The organism is Calothrix sp. CBUCES-K 9914, assembly GCF_059640475.1.
Genome location: NZ_JBXXZH010000017.1, coordinates 17,425 through 34,655, shown reverse-complemented (window position 1 = coordinate 34,655; position 17,231 = coordinate 17,425). Strand labels below are relative to the sequence as shown.

At 36.4% G+C, this 17,231-nt stretch carries 10 protein-coding genes; 5 read left to right on the top strand and 5 right to left on the bottom strand.

Features of this window, described 5'->3' with window-relative positions:
* Positions 1-29: 29 nt before the first annotated feature.
* Positions 30-509 (top strand): DUF4112 domain-containing protein, encoded by a 480-nt coding sequence (locus tag AC2JBO_RS05765; protein WP_496952678.1) that lies wholly within the window; start codon positions 30-32, stop codon positions 507-509.
* A gap of 147 nt (positions 510-656) precedes the next feature.
* A complete protein-coding gene (locus AC2JBO_RS05760) occupies positions 657-1,685 on the top strand; it encodes a cyanophycinase (protein WP_496952677.1) in 1,029 nt (342 codons plus the stop codon).
* A 214-nt stretch (positions 1,686-1,899) separates the two neighbouring features.
* Here AC2JBO_RS05760 and AC2JBO_RS05755 read toward each other — a convergent pair whose 3' ends face one another.
* Entirely contained in the window at positions 1,900-3,081 is a 1,182-nt protein-coding gene (locus AC2JBO_RS05755; protein ID WP_496952676.1) for a serine aminopeptidase domain-containing protein, read from the bottom strand.
* 155 nt (positions 3,082-3,236) lie between these two features.
* On the opposite strand from AC2JBO_RS05755, the gene AC2JBO_RS05750 reads away from it, so the two are divergent.
* Both AC2JBO_RS05750 and AC2JBO_RS05745 read left to right on the top strand, forming a co-directional pair.
* Positions 3,237-3,536 (top strand): type II toxin-antitoxin system RelE family toxin, encoded by a 300-nt coding sequence (locus tag AC2JBO_RS05750; protein WP_496952675.1) that lies wholly within the window; start codon positions 3,237-3,239, stop codon positions 3,534-3,536.
* Complete coding sequence (locus tag AC2JBO_RS05745; protein WP_496952674.1) at positions 3,533-3,775, top strand: hypothetical protein; 243 nt, start codon at positions 3,533-3,535, stop codon at positions 3,773-3,775. Before AC2JBO_RS05750 ends, AC2JBO_RS05745 begins: the two co-directional genes overlap by 4 nt.
* 8 nt (positions 3,776-3,783) lie before the next feature.
* Here AC2JBO_RS05745 and AC2JBO_RS05740 read toward each other — a convergent pair whose 3' ends face one another.
* Positions 3,784-4,419, bottom strand: a complete 636-nt coding sequence (locus AC2JBO_RS05740) for a macro domain-containing protein (RefSeq protein ID WP_496952673.1) — start codon at positions 4,417-4,419, stop codon at positions 3,784-3,786.
* A gap of 182 nt (positions 4,420-4,601) precedes the next feature.
* On the opposite strand from AC2JBO_RS05740, the gene AC2JBO_RS05735 reads away from it, so the two are divergent.
* Positions 4,602-5,546, top strand: a complete 945-nt coding sequence (locus AC2JBO_RS05735; protein WP_496952672.1) for an NAD(P)-dependent alcohol dehydrogenase — start codon at positions 4,602-4,604, stop codon at positions 5,544-5,546.
* Between the two features lie 244 nt (positions 5,547-5,790).
* Here the strand turns inward: AC2JBO_RS05735 and brxL are convergent, their stop codons facing one another.
* The 3 genes from brxL to AC2JBO_RS05720 are packed head-to-tail and all read right to left on the bottom strand — an operon-like array spanning position 5,791 to position 17,180.
* A complete protein-coding gene (gene brxL, locus AC2JBO_RS05730; RefSeq protein WP_496952671.1) occupies positions 5,791-7,239 on the bottom strand; it encodes a BREX system Lon protease-like protein BrxL in 1,449 nt (482 codons plus the stop codon).
* The gene (mads6, locus tag AC2JBO_RS05725; protein ID WP_496952670.1) at positions 7,240-11,769 is read right to left on the bottom strand and encodes a methylation-associated defense system protein kinase MAD6; all 4,530 of its coding nucleotides are present in this window, start codon (positions 11,767-11,769) and stop codon (positions 7,240-7,242) included. It lies immediately after the preceding gene.
* Positions 11,769-17,180 (bottom strand): hypothetical protein, encoded by a 5,412-nt coding sequence (locus AC2JBO_RS05720; RefSeq protein ID WP_496952669.1) that lies wholly within the window; start codon positions 17,178-17,180, stop codon positions 11,769-11,771. The genes mads6 and AC2JBO_RS05720 overlap by 1 nt, the downstream gene beginning before the upstream one ends.
* Positions 17,181-17,231 lie beyond the last annotated feature (51 nt).

Sequence of the window (17,231 nt, the reverse complement as noted above, 5' to 3'; positions counted from 1 at the left end):
TTCAGCTAATCATTACGTTTCCTTATTATATGCATGATACAAGTGCCAAACTAGCCAAACTGCAAAATTTACGCAAACTAAGTGATTTATGGGACCGTTCGCTTGGTGTTCCCGGAACGAGATTTAAAGTCGGACTAGAGTCACTTGTGGGATTATTACCTGTAGGGGGGGACTTTATTGGTATTTTACTATCAGTATATATATTATTCCAGGCAATTCAATTTAAACTGCCTAAATCTTTATTAGCTAGGATGATATTTAATATAGTGATTGATGGTGCAGTTGGCTCAATTCCGATATTAGGAGATATATTTGATACAACATGGAAAGCAAATACTAAAAATGTAAACTTACTCGAAGCACATCTACGTGAACCAGTTAAAAGTCGTCAAAAAGATGAATTGTTAATTAACGTAGTTTTAGGTGTATTAATTTTGATTCTAATTGGCTTAATATGCTTATTCGCTTTTGCCATTTGGTTAGCAGTGAGATTTTTTGGAAATCGGTAATGTACGTCCCGGCACCAAACTCATAATCAAAATGTGCGGTGCCAATAAAAATTAATAAACATCTTGGACAGTTTTCACAGCATAAATATAAAATATAAGTCTCTGCCTTACGCTTCACAGGCAAACTAAATAACTTAAATCATATATATGCCAAATCTGTTCTCAACTATCTCCTCAGTAATTGTCCAAATCGATAAGTTAAAATACTTCCATCTAGCAATTATTACCTTACTTGTTACAGTTATTTCACTTCCTGTTGTAGCTCAAAACCGTTATATTCTTGGCAACCCGAAGAACGTAAACCCGCCCCTTGCTGGGTCAGTTTATAATTTGGGTGGTGGTGGAACTGATGTAGATTCTGCAATTCAATGGATGATTAATCAAGCGCGCGGGTGTACAAAGTGTTCCAACAAAGTTGATGTAGTAATAATTCGCGGTTCAGGTGATGATGCTTATAATGAACCAATTTATCGAATGGATGGTGTAGACTCAGTAGAAACTATAATTATTAATGATAAGAGTATCGCAAATGCAGCAAATGTAGTAGAAAAAGTTAAAAATGCCGAGGTAATTTTCTTTGCAGGTGGCGACCAGTGTAAATACCTTCGTAACTTCCAAAATACTAAATTAGAAAGTGCTATTGAATCGGTTTCTGCTCGTGGTGGCGCCATTGGTGGCACAAGTGCAGGTGCCATGATACAAAGTAGTTTTGTTTACAATGCTTGTGGTCGTGCCGTAGAATCGCGCGATGCATTGTATGACCCATACCGCAATATCGAGTTTACCTACAACTTTTTACCGTGGTCTAGTTTGAGAAATACGATTGTAGATACACACTTTGATAAACGCGATAGAATGGGGCGCCTGATGACATTTATCGCGCGGCAGCTTCAAGACAGAAAAGCGAAATCTGTATTAGGTATTGGGATTAGCGAACAAACATCTGTCGTAGTTGATAGACATGGAATAGCCAGAGTCATGGGTAGAGGGCCTGCATATTTTGTACTTGGTGACCATCAGCCAGAAGTATGTGAAAGAAATAGATATTTAACTTATAAAGATTTTAAGATTTGGAGAGTTAATAGCGGAGAAACATTTAGTTTGAGAAACCGACCAACACGAGGTTATTACTTGAGAAGCGTCGAAAGAGGCAGGTTAAATTCCAACCCATATTAATTACACAAAACCCCTCACAAAAATGTAGAGACGTTACATGTAACGTCTCTACAATAACAATATATATAGCAATCCTATATGAGTTGTAAAAATTATATCTACGTAGAGACGCGATGTTCCTCGCGTCTCTACAACACGCGGATTTACCTGCGGTACACTTCGTGAACAAAAATGATGCGCGGATTGCTATATAACGGCGCCACATTCTGAAGAATTAAACAGGCGCCACCTGTGGTAAATTAGGGTCTTGTTCAACGGTGTCCATATTGCTAGGGTCATATTCACCCGTTGTTAAAAACCTGAAAGTCTCTTGATACAAACTTTGCCAAAAGCGGTTTGTCATTCCCTGACTTTGAACATTAGGTTCAGCGAGTGGATGGGGTACTAAGTCGGAAGCTGCATATTTAAACAAACGATGTCCTGCATCAGTTCCACCAATTTTACTGAAAAAGTCTTCATTGGTTGGAATACTCGCAGCATCTTCATTTTCTGTAAGCACCATCCAAGTAGGAACATTTTTGAGTGCTTTAATATTTTTAGGTTCACGTACAAAAGCACCATATTTAGCTGCTGCACTTAAGGCGCCTACAGGAAAACTTTCTCCAGGGTGCCAACTCTTCTCGTACATATCCAAAGGACCTGCTAGTTCAATATACCGCTCAACCGTTGGCTCGTAAAGTTTTAATAGCGGTGTGTATGCAACTACTTTTGCTATACGTTTTGGTTGGTCTGCTGCTAATCCTAATGCTATCGCGGCGCCTACCGATAATCCAATAACATAAATTGGTCCCGGCATTGCTTTGAGGTCGTCCAAACGTTGACGCGCGTCGGTGAGATAATCCATGTGATTGGAAATAAAGTAGCGCGAGAAATTTGGGTCATTATCGTTTTCTGCTGCTGCCATAATACTCATCAAACGTGGTTCGATTAACATTAACCGCGAGACTATATTAGCCATTTGCAGCATTGGGGGACGCTCATATTTACTTGGGTCTTCTGGTAAACTGGCGATGAACTTCTGTAAAACAGGGTCTTTCTGTACTTTTTCGCGTAGAGGATTGAGAATTTCTGGCTTTAGATCAATTTGACACCAAAACTTATCAGGTGGTTGTAATGTATGATTAGCTAGGTTTGCTTGGTAATAATTAAAACCGTTATTGTACAAATAATCAGACAGCGCAGATAACTGAGTTGGTTTAGCGCTAAAACCGTGAAATATAATTACCGTACCGCGTACAGCTTCGCCAGCAGCATGAAAACCATAAAATGGAGCAGAACCTGTACGGTAGTTAGGGTTAGCTTCTACATTTTTAATATAAGCGTTTATCTGGTTTTTAGTACGCGCGATTTGGTCTCCAGTGGGAGTCACCCAAGTTTCAGAATCAGCAGTCATCATATATAGTAGCTCTTAATATAGTCTCTTAAGTAGAACTACCCAAGATGTATATACAATTCCGCAAAATAAGAAAATTATCTCCGTGGAACAGGTGTCTCGCCTGTCCTACAATATAGACACTTCCTTGACTGGTCAATTGCCAAGCAATACATGTAATGTACGAAATTATCTATACGGAAAGCGTTTTTCAGGATTTGAGAGAACTACGTGCTGATAAACGAGCTAAAATCTTAGATAGCATAGAGGAACAGTTAACTTATGAGCCAACCAAGATAACGCGAAATAAAAAGATTTTGGTTAATTTAGTACCTCCTTGGGAGTATGTCGAGCCAATATGGGAATTACGGATTGATCAATATCGAGCTTTTTATGATGTGAATGAAGAGGATGCATCTGTTACCGTTCGAGCAATTCGGCATAAACCACCGCACAAAACAACAGAAGAAATTTTATGAAAGAAGTAAACTTAGAAGCAATTACGTTAGAAAACTGTATTAACGATGCTCAAAAAGAGCAAATACTGATTAATCGTAACGGTAAGCCTGTTGCTTTGATAATAGGACTTGAAGATATGGACTCCGAGCAGCTAGAACTCAGCAAAGACAGTAATTTTTGGAAGCTAATTGCACAACGGCGCCAAGAAAAAACAATTAGTCGTGCAGAATTAGAAAGAAGATTGAGCCTTGAACCATGATATTATCTTCAATACTGTAGTCGTTTCGGTTGATTGGTATAAAGTAACTGGTGATTCTCGCTTGCTTCTGCCCAAGATTTAGGCATCACGTATTGACGCAATAAAACATCATTGATTGCTGTTCTTACTTGTAAAGCACAGGTTTTAGAGGTAATATTTCCGACACCTGTACCTAAACCTGGCATTGCTATAGTTTTAACATGTTCTGATATTTTTTCTCCAGTTTTGGCGCCAGACGTAAATGTACCACGTGTCACTAATATAAATACTGCCCGCGCGGCAAGGTATGCATTTACCGAGTCATGTAAAACCATTGGGACACGCATAGTTGGCGCCGCTATAAGATAAGGTATTTTAGAGTCACCCGTTTCGACAATATCAGCATTACCTACAATTAGCTCACCGTGGTGATGGTCAAAGATTTGGCGCCGGACTTTGAGTTGAATATCTTTGCCAAAATAGTCCATGTATATAAAGTCAATACCACCATCCATAAAGCCAAAGCTATTTGCCGGACTTACCACTGCGTCACATTCAACATCTAATATTGAACCACGATGCACTGTCACAAAATCCAAGTCACAGCAATATTGAGTCCAAGCATCTGCCAGTGAAGACTTTACAGCGCAAAGAATAAGACGCATAGGTTATTTCTGATGCTACTAACTCATTTTACAATTTTACATACAAAAATTCTAAATCAACTTAGTAATAAGCCTTTAGAAAGAGGTAGTAACATAACATGTTAGTTAGTCTGCAATAAATTGCTACAAATTGCAAATTCGTTCATCAGATACTGTACTTGCTACTACTAGGAGCAACGAGCATGAAAGCGGTCACTATTAACAGATATGGTTCAGGTGAAGTTTTACAGTACCAAGACGTTGAAAAGCCACAAATAAAGAGCGACCAAATGCTGGTTAAAGTTTATGCCACCAGCGTTAACCCAATTGATTGGAAAATCAGGAAAGGGATGCTCAAAATATTAACGGGCAACAAATTTCCAATGATTCTAGGATTTGACGTTTCAGGAGAAGTAGTGGAAGTAGGTGAGAAAGTTACCCGTTTCAAACCAGGAGATGCGATCTACGCTCGACTTGATAACTTGACAGGAGGAGCTTATGCGGAATATGCAGCAGTTTCAGAACAAGTTGCTGCTTTTAAACTAAGCAACATGACCCATGAGCAAGCCGCAGCTGTTCCTTTGGCTGCAATGACTGCCTTGCAAGCGTTGCGAGACCAGGGCAACATTAAGCAGGGATACAAGGTTCTGATTAATGGTGCTTCAGGTGGAGTGGGTACATTTGCTGTCCAAATTGCTAAAGTTTTGGAGGCTCTTGTAACAGCTGTTTGTGGCACGAGCAATGTTGAACTAGTAAAAAGTTTGGGCGCCGATCGCGTTATTGATTATACGCAACAAGATTTCACTAAAGAAACAGTGAAGTATGACATTATTTTTGATGTGGTTGGCAATTCCTCATTGTCTAAGTGCAAAAATGTTTTACAACCCAACGGGATTTATATTACGACTCAACCCACTCCCGACAAATTTGTGGAAAGTTTCCTGACAATGTTCACTGGCAGAAAAGCTAAAGTCATTGTTCTTCAATCAAGCGGTAAAGATTTGGCGTATTTGAAGGATTTGATTGAAGCAGGCAAAATTCGAGCTGTGATTGAGCGCACGTATCCATTGTCAGAAACAGCAGCAGCTCACGTCCATAGTGAAAAAGAACACGTAGTAGGTAAGCTTGTAATTACTACTGTTAATTGAAATTACCCAGTGTCTTGTATTTTGTTAGATAATATACATATTTGTAAGTGGGGCTATGCCCTACCTACACAATTCCCCAGCGACTTGTAAAAAATCAAGTGTAACTGCTTGTTGACCCCACAGTCAAAGATATTCTAGTGTGAGTTAATATAACATCCAGGCGCCATTTAGTTACATTACAATTCATAATGATACCAATTATTTGTAAAATTTAACACAATAGAGACGCGATTTTATCGCATCTCTACTTAGCATCGGTGTAAATTTCTTTACCTAATTGTCGAAATTCATCATCAAGGTAGTATTGCGAGTTACGAATTGATTGACGTAGTTTTATAGCTGGTTCTAGACAATCTCGATAAAAATCGGTTAATGTTAGTTGTAAGTGAGGATAGAGAATTTTTAAAAATCCTGATGCTGATTTAAGAATTGCATTTTGGTCACGGACTGTTACGTTTGCCTCAAACTCGGTATGGTCTTTTGCGTAAGATATAAAACGGTTGTCTTTACGTAAGGAAAGTAAAGCTTCACCAAAGAAGTCCATTTTTAACCCAATTTGAGAAGCTGTCATTTCTTGTTTAAATTTTGGAATTTCCCATCCTGGTATAATTCCGGCAAAACGGTCTAGAAATGCTGTTTCACTAAAGAATTTTGGTAGTTCGCTAATTAAATTATCTTCGTTGCGCGGTCGTAACTGTTCGTCTAATTCAATATTTGCTAGCATTACAAGCGAACAGTCGCTGGAAACTTCTGCAAAACCAGAACGGTTATACCGACCGCTAGCTAGATAGTTTTTTAATGGACCAATCATTTCATCGGGTGAGTCGAAAGTTAAGCTTTGAACTTCATCGAGAACTACTACATCATGGCGCCCTAATAACCCAACTTCTCTAGTTCTACCGTTGATAAATAACTGTGCTGGAGTTATTTTGCCTCCACTGATAAGAGATACTTTGCTACTAATGTTTTCAAAAACATAACTTTTGCCTGTACCTTTAGGAGCTAATTCCATTACATGGTAGTTAGGTTCTACTATAGGTAATAATCTAGCTAATACCCAAGTTTTCGCTTCTTGAGTATAGTCTGGGTGTTCAGGATTAAAACCCATTGAACAAAACAGTAAATCTCGCCATTGCTGTGTACTAAATTTTTCTCTACACTCTGCGTAAAGTTTCAAATTAACTTGGGAATACTGAAATGGGTCAAAGTCTATTACTTCCACAGTGCCATCACTAAGCGTAGCTAAAGTTATTTTGCCCCAAACTCCCTGACGTAAAAGCATTTCATGACGTTCTACGATTGTAGAAGAAATTTGACAGTCTTCTAAATTTAGTACTTTGATTTGTGCTAAAGGTTCAGGAATTAACTTGCCTCTTGGGTCTATTTTTATACGAACCTGCATCAAAGCAATTATTTTCTTTGCTTCTCCTTTGGATAGTTCAAACATGATGACGTTGTAGTCGTCTTTTCGAGGAAAAGCATTATTTACAAATTTATTAATTTTTTCTTGCTCTGCTGGCGCCAGTTTTCCAGTTCCAGGTACAATTTTATCGAGTAACCATTCTGCCACGAAGCTAGGTACACCAGCAGAAGTTAACCCACTTGATGGTAATCGAGTTTTATCGATACAAAGACTGTCAAAAACTTCTGTTACCAAATCACTATTATAAGTAAAATCGCTAGTATAACTCATTTATAAAAAGTCCTCTATATTGAAACCACTATCTCCATATATTTGTTCAATCACAATGCTTGAACTGGACAAGTTTACACTTATAGTTTCAGCATTTGCCAATTGAAAATTTAATTCACCAGATAACGATAAAACATCTCCCTGATAATTTGCTGGCAACACTGGAAATTCCGGTATATCAATTTTTAATGTTAATTTATCATTTGCTGAAACGCTGATATCTAAAGGTTGTCCTAATTTAAAAGCACTTATTTCATGAATATATAGCCATAGATTTGTAAGGGGTATGGAGTTTGGGTTATCTATGGTGATAGTTAGTTCTCCTTGCTTATTGGCTTCTCCTTTGCCGCTACATGTTACAATCACAGGCAAACGCTGGACAGTTTTTCGTAGTACGGATACTCCAACTACAACTTCTTCTGGAAATAACCCACCGTGAGAACCAATGATTTTTTTATCAGTAGTGTAGCTGAATGCCCCAAGACTAGCGGCGCCAAGTACAACGCTAATATCATGAGGAAGACCATAGCGTTCGCGGTCTAAAACTATAAGACGAGTATCATCACTTTTGCCTATAGCCATTCTGCCTTTTGTTTCTAATTTCTTACCACTCGGAAGTATCTGCTCTGAAACACCTAACATTTGACCGTGGTCACTGGCAATTACAATTTGAAGATTTTCAGGTTCTGGATATTCTTTTACAAAAGATAAAATCTCTCTTGCAATACCTTCTAGGATGTAAGGGCGCCTATTATTATAAAGGTGTTCCCAGTCGCGTTCATGATGATAAAGTTCATCAAACTGTTGTGTGTCCCAACAATATAGTCTGTGTTTACGAGACTTTAAATCTTTAAGTAGTTCTGCTGTACGATTATCTGTATAGCGTTTAGAGTAACTCCTTTTCGCAAAACCTTTCCCCGCATCACTAACCCATGAAGAATGTGACGGTAAAAGTTGAGCATACAAACTCCATTTAGCATACTCCGTTTTTGTTGGTAGGATGCTAAAGCGAGGTTCAATGTAACGTTCTATGGCAAGCTGACTATTTTTTGTCAGGTATGACAAAAGTTCTATATGGTCTAAATAACCTAGTCCATCAACGACAACCCAAAGCACAGGATTTGATTGACAAAGATTTTGGACATCATATGCAACGCTATAGTTAAGCAGTGAATGTTCAACCGCGTCAAATTTTAGTTCTGGGTAGTGCTGTAGTATCCACTGAACAAAACTATCCGCTAAAAGGTCGCTGTCTCTCTGTCCATATGGTTTTTGAGCAACAATAATTTCCCAACGACGAAAAGGAAGATAATTTTCTGTTACCCAAGTAAGTGCTTGCTTTGAACTCGCATCTATTGCTAGAGGTTCAGGTTTTGGTGGAGACTGCTTATCGTATAATGTTACTTGCTGCTGATAACTTAAATAAGCAGCAATTTTCTTTTCTCTAACCTTATTAATAAAGTTAGGACGATTATTGAAAAAATCGTAGGCAAGCTTGGCTATTCGCTCGAAACCTACTTGCTGACTTGGTATACTTATATCATCTAGACTTTTGGCTTCTGTGCTGTATAGCTGCTCTGTCCAATAATCATCAAATTCTTTTTCTAGAATACTGGGAATTAAGAACGGATACTTAGGTAATTCGGTAATAATTGGTTTTGCAATACCTAACCAACGACGTAAAAGTGCTAATTTATCTTCAGTTTGATAGTAAATTGCTAATTCGTGTTGTACTTTTTGCTGCCATACTTTTTCCAAAATTCTACATTCTTGTGGAACTTGTATTGTAAGCCAAAGTGCCAAATTTTCAACTGAAGGCGCCGCTAGCCATATTTGTTTGTCGGTTTGCGTAGCTTCTGCCAGTAAATAAACTATTGGGTTTTCTTGTGGATAAGCATCAAGTTTTGTTGCAAGAGTAAGAAGTTGTGCTTGTGTCCACTCGCTAGGTATAGTAATTGGGTTAAACAGTTGCTGTAAGCGAAGACGAGGACTTTGCTTTTCTTCAGCTATTAAGTCTAATTTATCCCAAACTCGTAACCATTCTCTTGCCCAGTCACATAGGCGCCGACCTTTAACCCAGCAAGGTAAATTACTTGTACCAAAATACCTCATCCATTCAACTTCGGTTGTAATGGAAATATAGCCAGAAGGAATTTCGTATACTCCTGTAGGGTCAAGAATTATCGGTTTATCTGGCGGTTTATCTGGGTTTATAGTATGTGTTGATTGCACATCAAATAAATTGAAATGTGTAGAACTTGCAATATTACTAATTGCTGTAATTATTTCAAGGGCGTTCGTAAATCTATCTTTCCGCTTCGGTGCAATTATCTTCATCAATAACTGCACTAATTCATTACTTAAATCCTGACAACCTTCTATTGTACAGGGATTAATAGGCGATTTATCTCTTGGTGGCTGTGCTTCATCAAAAGGGTAACGACCTGTTACACATTCATAAAACACTATACCTAAAGCATATAAATCTCGGTCGGTTTTATCTTCTAATGTTTGCGCGGTAAGTTTAGCTGTAAGTTGATAATCTGGGGGTATGTAGCGTCTTGTACCAGCATTCTTAGTAATTTCCTCACTGTCAGACACAGAAATATTGAAATCAATTATTCGTATACCCTTATCAGTTAAAATTAAGTTAGAGGGTTTAATATCTTGATGACGAACTTGATGTTGATGTAAATGTAACAGACCCAAAGCAGTTTGTTTTGCTATTTCAACGGCTTGTTCCTTTGATATAGTCTTGCTTTCAATTAAAATTTCAACATCTTGCCCATCTACATATTCAAAAGCGATAAAAGGAGTATCATCTTTTAGTAAACCAGCCCAAGTAACTTTAACTATATGAGGATGTTCTGGTACTTTTTGTAATATCTTATATTCTTGTTGCAGTCGCTCGTATACAGAAAGTTTATCGCGCGTAATTAGCTTTAATACTAATTCAATATCGCCAGTAGTATCCAATACATGATAAGCAACAGCAAAACTACCAGGGCGCCCTAATTGCTTAATTACTCGGTAGCGGTCATCTATAATATCACCAGCTTGAAGGTTGATTTTATCATTTTGATCCGCCCAATCCCCCTTAATAAGGGGGGCTAGTAGTAAATTATGATTATTTAATTCTTTATTTAATTCTTTGAGTGCGGCGCCTGCATTAGAATAGCGGTCTTTGGGGTCGAAAGCACACATTTTTTGCAGCCAATTATCCCATACACTTGAAATTTCATTTATTAGCTGAGACGGTTTGTTAGGAAATTGAGCGCTGCATTCATAAATTTGTTCTGCACTTGTAAAAGCAGGAGAACCTGTCAACAATTCATAAAATACAAGCCCAGCAGAAAAAAGGTCAGAAACAACACTAGCTTGTGCAGGGTCGTTTTGGCATTCTATCGCTTGATATGCGGCATATTGTTCCAACTCATTGATAATGTCATCTGATATAGTGCTGGTACGGTTGGAAATACGCGCGTAATCAAAACCAATTAGTCGCGCTTGCCCTTTCGCAGTAACTAAAATTGTGTCAGGAGTAATGTTACGGTGAATTACTTCATGTTTATGAGCATGTTTCAACCCTCGCAGCACATCTTTTATTACAGCTATTTTCCTTTCCCAACTAAGACTCTGCTTTTTAATGTACTGACGCAGTGCTTGTCCTTCTACATCTTCTGTCACTATAACTAAGCAATTATGTTCAGGACTTTCAAAAAACTCCTTTATATTCAAAATATTTGAGTGAGAAGGAAGTTGCTGAACTGCTAGAAACGATGTACTAATCAAATTATACAGCTTTTGACGCTCTGCTGGTTCTAGCAAAGGGTCAACTTTGTATACTCGCAAGCGTGCAGTTAGGTTACTCAGACCTATTGTTAAGCTTTTCGCGCGATACTCGGTATATTGGCACAATTCATTTTCGCTAAGTTTTTCCTCTACCTGCCAGTCACGATAGCGAAGCAGTCCTAATTTTGGACTTGACCTACCAGTAATTGCCCGTTCTACATAAGATATGTAAGGCTTAATATTGTCAAGACGATACTCAGGTATGTAAGATTTATCTTTAAAATATTTAAGACAGCGCTCATCTAAGTATGTTATGTGGGCGCCATCTCTATCACCGTAGTCAGTAATCTTGATATTAACATCTGTCATTAGCACAGATGCTTGAACATGAATTTTCTGCAAATCGTTTTGTCGCGCGCGGTTGACATCGCATATAGCGCTATTAAGAACTTTGGCGTGTTTTCTTAATTTTTTTAGCGGCGAAATAAAAGGTTGGTAGTTATCAGGGTGCCAATTTGGGTCATAAATATCAATACTGCCATGCCAGTTTTTGATATCCACAACATATACACAATGTGGCGCCATGATAATTAAGTCTATTTCATAAATATCCACACCTTGCTTAATTTCTAAATTTGTAAATAATTTATATGACTCAGGTAAGTTAGCACGCAAATACTCAAAAGCTTTGCGCTCCGATTCATTTTCGGGTTGACCAAAGGATAAGAGTTCAGCCATTAAAACTCCTCCGTTGTACTTGCACTAATATTAGCTAGTCTTTGAAGTAAACTTTCACGTTTATCCAGCGGTAATTCTTGAAATAAAGAGATAATTTTGCTTTCTTTATCTTGGTTTTGAATTTCTAGACAGTAATTGCTAATCTCGTTTAGAGTTTGTTGCTCTTCTGATTGCAGTATTTGCTCATATTGATGTTTTTGCTGTTTGATTTGCTTGAGTAAACTTATTGCATCATTTAATCTGGCAGATTCACTCTTAACTTCTAAGCGTTGTTTTTTGCCAACTATATCATCAAACCATTTTCTTGCAGTTTCCCTTTGCTGATTTTCCAATTTTTGCTTTGTTTTTTCTAACTCAGCAAGTATTGCATTATAACGATTTTGTACAGTCGCTGTAATTTCTCCTGTATTTTGGCACCAGTGTTGTAACCGTTCTTTTTCTTGTATACAGTTATCAATTGTATCAACTTTTTGAGCAGCAGTAATTTGTAACAGGTTATTCAGTGTGCTTAGTTCTGAACAAATACCTTGATAACGTGGTTCTAGCTGAGATGCTTGATAGTAAGATGACTTATTAGTCAGTTCAGTTTGCAGCGTTTGAGCTTGCTTTTGATTTATGATACTGCTTAATTTTGCTTCAAGTTCATTTAGCTGGTTAATGTAACCTTGTTTTTTCTGAGCAAGATTTGCTTGTAATTGCTCAAGTTGAGCTTCAAACCTCCCAAGGTTATGTAAAGCAGCTTTTTCTTGAGAAATGCTTTCTAAAGTACTATCGCAAGAAGCAATTGAATTACTTTGCTTGTAAAGACTCTCCCAATAGTTCAGATGTTTTATATCTTCTGCTACTGAGTCAATAACAGCTTGCAATTCTTGATAAACGTTATATTCACTGGAACCATTAAATACAAATTCTAATTTTGTATGGCTATTTTTAATATCTACAACTTGTTGAAATGTTTTAGCTCTTGATAGATTTTCTCTTATTTTATCTAATTCATGTTTATAAGTAGTTATTTTAGCTTGAAAATCTTTAACTATCTTATCAACTTCTGAAACAAATTGCTCAGGATAATTAAAATTGCTTCTTGAAGTATCTATATTCGCAATCGCTTCTTCACATAATCGAATTGTATTTGAACTTTTTGGCGATTTTTGGCGAATAGCTGAAAAACTTTGCTTATCTTCCTCGTGCTTTTGAAATTCGTCATACTGCGTTTGCAAAGTATCTTCTGCTTCACATAAATCATCTGATAATTTTCTAAAATCATCACAAGTATTGATAAAAATTTTGATTTCCCGAAGAGAATCTTGCAATTGCTGGTAGTCACTTTTTTGATTTATAGGTTGGTCACACTTTTCAAAGACTTGATTTATTTTTGCTAAAACTTCTGTATAATTTTGTGATTTTAATGTCTCTAATTCTGCTGGCTTATTTTTTAAAGCTACAGCTTTAATTTGAAGCGGTAATTTTAGCTGGTCGAGTTCTTTATATGCTTTAAAAGCATCTGACAATTTTTTTGCATTTTTCGCTTCTTCTAATTTACGCGCGGCAGTATCTAGAACATCGTTAATAACATCAGATTCTTCTGATTCTGTTTCACGCTGTAAAATTATGCCTTTTAAGCGTTCAAGAAGCTTATGAAGTCTACTTGTACTATATTCATCAGTAAAACGTTGAATCTCCTGATTGATACTACTACTCATCTGAAGTGCAGAAGAGAGAGATATATTTTGAGTAAACTGGTTTTCCCAATCAGATATTTTTTGAATGAGAGCTTCTTGCTTTGCTTTTAACTCATTAATAATATTTTTGTAAGTATCTTTCTCTCTCGCAATAGGTGCCGCTACAACTCGTTGTTCTATCTGAATTTCAATGTCATGGTAATCAGCTTGTGTTGCTAAAGCCTTTAAAGTACTGTAAAGATTTTGCACTTCATTAATACAATTATCTACTTGAGTTTGCTCTACAATTTCTGATAGTCTGAGATTAGAGACTTGTAAAGCGTTTTGTAGCTGTTCCGCAAATCGAGATGGTAAGTAATTGACTTGAGAAATTTTATTTTTAAGTCTAGTAATATTAGTTTTGTAAGTTTCACAATCTGCTTGTGAATTTAATGATTCAATACGCGCGCATTCGCTATCGATAATTTGTCCAATTTTTTCAATGACTGTTTGTGAAATTTTTTTGTGCCTTTCTTGTTGCTGCTGTGTAGGATGTATAGAAAACTTTTCTATAGAAACTGTAGACAAGGGTTTTTGTAAGACTTCAGAAATATTAAGTAAATACTGAATATCTATGTCTGTAGATACATTGTCTTTTTGAAGAAGAGTCTCAGCTTGCGTGATAGGCTCGATTAAATTATCAAGCTGTTCAGCGCCTGCTGTAAGTATTCGCTGTACGGTATTTATTTGCTTAATCTTATCTGCATCTTGCGCGGTTGCGAGGTAATTAATGATATCCTGAATAAATTGCTGTGCCTCGTCATAGTTAACAGAATTTGGCACTTGAGGGTAAGGGGTCGGTTTGCGGCGAATTATAGAATTGCGTCCATTTTTTACCCAGACATCTACAAAATTCTGCGGATGCTCAAAAACATCTATAGATGCCCAGCTTTTGACTGCTTCTTTACGGACTGTTACTTGCTCTGACCCTTTAGGAATACCAAAAGCACCGCTAATTAATAGCTCTGAACGGTGATAAGCAAGCCAACCAGCTAACAAAATTGTGAAAGTAAATTGATTATACCCATAAGGAGGGCTGGAAAGAGTTTCCCAAATTTGACTAAACTTAATAGTTTTTTCTAATTCTTCGCCTAAAGCCGTTAAATTAGAAATTTTGTCCCACGCTGCTTTGATGTTGCGATGGGTTGGAACATTTACAAGATATTGTTGATGTACTACTTTAAATAACCCCCAAGAATTTGTAAAAACTTGGTCTACTACAGTTTTAAAGCTTTTGTCCGGAAATACTTGAGGCAAAGAATCATTTTCTAATAAACATTTTGATAGATAAGCAATAACTCTGGTGCCTGTTCTGTGACCAAGATACATTTTATCGTTATTATTCACAGTTGGGACTAGAGGATATCTGTCCTCAAGCACTGCACTAACCATTTTTGAAATATTATTGCGGTCAGCAGTAGGTACTTTATCTAAAATATGGCAGTAATAAGTACAAGATTTAAATAACTCTACTGTAATATCATTGATTTCCTTATCGTACAACTGCTTGACTTGAGTTAAAGCGGCATTGTAGTCTTGAAGCCTCATGCTCTCAACAATTCCATACTCCATCAATTTTTTAGCTAACTTATCAATGGGTTGAGAAATAATTGCTACAACAATTTGACCCTTAATTGGAGAACGTTCTAATAACTGGTTTACTTTATTACGAATTCCCAACAACTGCTCCTGAGTTTCTGCAACAACATAAGCCACTATACCAGATGCTTTGACACCATCAAGAATCTTGGAAATTTGCAAAGCTTGTTCAAATCTTGTAACGGTGTAAACTTTGTTTTGATATTTCCAATCTTCACTACGCAGACCATTTTTTCCTATAAATAGACTTGGTATTGTATTTTCACTACCCACCAATTTTTCAATATTGCTTTGACAATAATTTACAACTTTTTCAATCGAAGGGGATTTATTAATGCTCTTTTCCTTAATTTGTCTTTTAATTTCATCAATTCCAAATCCATTAGAATAAAATCGATAAGTATTATCTGCTGGATTTAAATAGATAATTCCTCTAACTTTATCTAGTTGATGTAAAGTCTCTCGCGTTTTTTTTATAGTTAATCCAGTTAAAATGCTTAATAGCTCTTCATGCTTTTCTTTATCTCCTTTTACTAGCTTTCCATTACTAGTGTAGAAAAGTAATAAAGCTTTTAAAATTAGTACTTCCTCTAGTTCTTTATCGGCAGAAGCTTTTACTTTATTACTTGAGTAAGTATAATCAGAAAACACTGTTGAATATTCGGAATTTTCACCAGATTTAGAAAAATTACTTTCTAGTGCATCAACTAAATGAACAGGATATATAAAATTAATATTACCATTACCATTAACTTCAACAGGTTGTTGTTGAATAAAATTATGAACAGTTTCTTGAACAAACTGAATTGCCCCACGACCTTGAGTAAAATCTAAATTGCATAGCAAATAAGACGTTAGAGGGTATAATGGAAAACAACCTATTGTAATTTCTTTTTTAAACTTTTCAGCTTGCCAGTTACGGCTTTGATAGTAATTTGCAGTGCGGTTCTGAAAAATTTTAGTGCTAGTATCGTTTAATGTGTTTTGCCACTTCTTCTCAAATACCTGCCATGCAGACGTTTGAGTTTGCTGACTCAGTAGATTATTTAATACTGACTCTAAACTTGTTGCAGGCTCATAAGTACTAGTTAGTAGTTCAACTCTGGAAACTAATCGATTATAATCTTCAACATTCTTAGATGGAGTAACTCGCCCTGGTCTTCGCTGAGTTAAGCTAAGTAAAGTTATCTTTCCCTTATATTTTTCGCAAATATTAGTTATATTTTGTAAAGTTGTACCACCAGCAGCAACAGGGTCAGTTGACCAATTTTGTAGATAGTTATAAAGTTCATCGAATATAATTAATATTCCGTTAAAACGTCTATCATTACCAATACATAACTTCTTGACTAAATCTGTTAGAATTTCTTCAACGTCAATATCAGCATCAAAATCAGGTGTAAATTTATTAATTCTACGACAAATTTGTTTGACACGATTGACAACTTGATAGTTATTATCACGTAAATTATTTAGAATTTCATTTATGTCTCCTTCTGGATTACCAATTTCTTCTAAATAAGCTTCTGCTGATTCACGCTGCTCCAAAGTTAAATTTTCGAGATACTGAAGAGGTTCATTACAAATTCTTTGGGCTATTACGTCGTTAATTCCTTCATCATTTAAGGTTTTTTTAACAGCTTGTATAAACTGCCTTTTTAGGTCTTTATCACTTTTATCACCACTAAGGCAAATAACTAGATTTCTGCCTTGCTGTTTATAGTGCTTTAAGGCATCTAAAATTTGGTTCTTACTCGAAGTTGCATATTCAACTTGTTTTAAAACACCTTCGACTTCTGGACTATTGTAAGGTTTCTGAAAAAAATTAGCGACTGCTAAGGCAAAATGCGATTTTCCCTTACCATAATCCTGTACCATTAAATGAATATTTGGTTCGTTGGGACTGTGAAAACTACGTCTTAAAGCATCTAATACGCCAACTGTAGAAGCTTTAGGTTTATTTGAGTCATAGTTAAAGACAAAGCCTTCACATAATAGCAAATTTTTTGCTGGGTCATCCATTAACCCAAAGTTTACTGCATTCGCGACTATTGCTTTTTCATTAATTGTAACAAGTTGACTTAAATACATTTGTTTACATTATCCTTTATCTATTTACATAGTTAGTTAATAGTTGTTTTT

Bases quoted from the DNA above. Each gene is read 5' to 3' on its own strand.
- AC2JBO_RS05765 (WP_496952678.1), top strand. From the start codon at position 30: ATGCATGATACAAGTGCCAAACTAGCCAAACTGCAAAATTTACGCAAA.
- AC2JBO_RS05760 (WP_496952677.1), top strand. From the start codon at position 657: ATGCCAAATCTGTTCTCAACTATCTCCTCAGTAATTGTCCAAATCGAT.
- AC2JBO_RS05755 (WP_496952676.1), bottom strand. From the start codon at position 3,081: ATGATGACTGCTGATTCTGAAACTTGGGTGACTCCCACTGGAGACCAA.
- AC2JBO_RS05750 (WP_496952675.1), top strand. From the start codon at position 3,237: ATGTACGAAATTATCTATACGGAAAGCGTTTTTCAGGATTTGAGAGAA.
- AC2JBO_RS05745 (WP_496952674.1), top strand. From the start codon at position 3,533: ATGAAAGAAGTAAACTTAGAAGCAATTACGTTAGAAAACTGTATTAAC.
- AC2JBO_RS05740 (WP_496952673.1), bottom strand. From the start codon at position 4,419: ATGCGTCTTATTCTTTGCGCTGTAAAGTCTTCACTGGCAGATGCTTGG.
- AC2JBO_RS05735 (WP_496952672.1), top strand. From the start codon at position 4,602: ATGAAAGCGGTCACTATTAACAGATATGGTTCAGGTGAAGTTTTACAG.
- brxL (WP_496952671.1), bottom strand. From the start codon at position 7,239: ATGAGTTATACTAGCGATTTTACTTATAATAGTGATTTGGTAACAGAA.
- mads6 (WP_496952670.1), bottom strand. From the start codon at position 11,769: ATGGCTGAACTCTTATCCTTTGGTCAACCCGAAAATGAATCGGAGCGC.
- AC2JBO_RS05720 (WP_496952669.1), bottom strand. From the start codon at position 17,180: ATGTATTTAAGTCAACTTGTTACAATTAATGAAAAAGCAATAGTCGCG.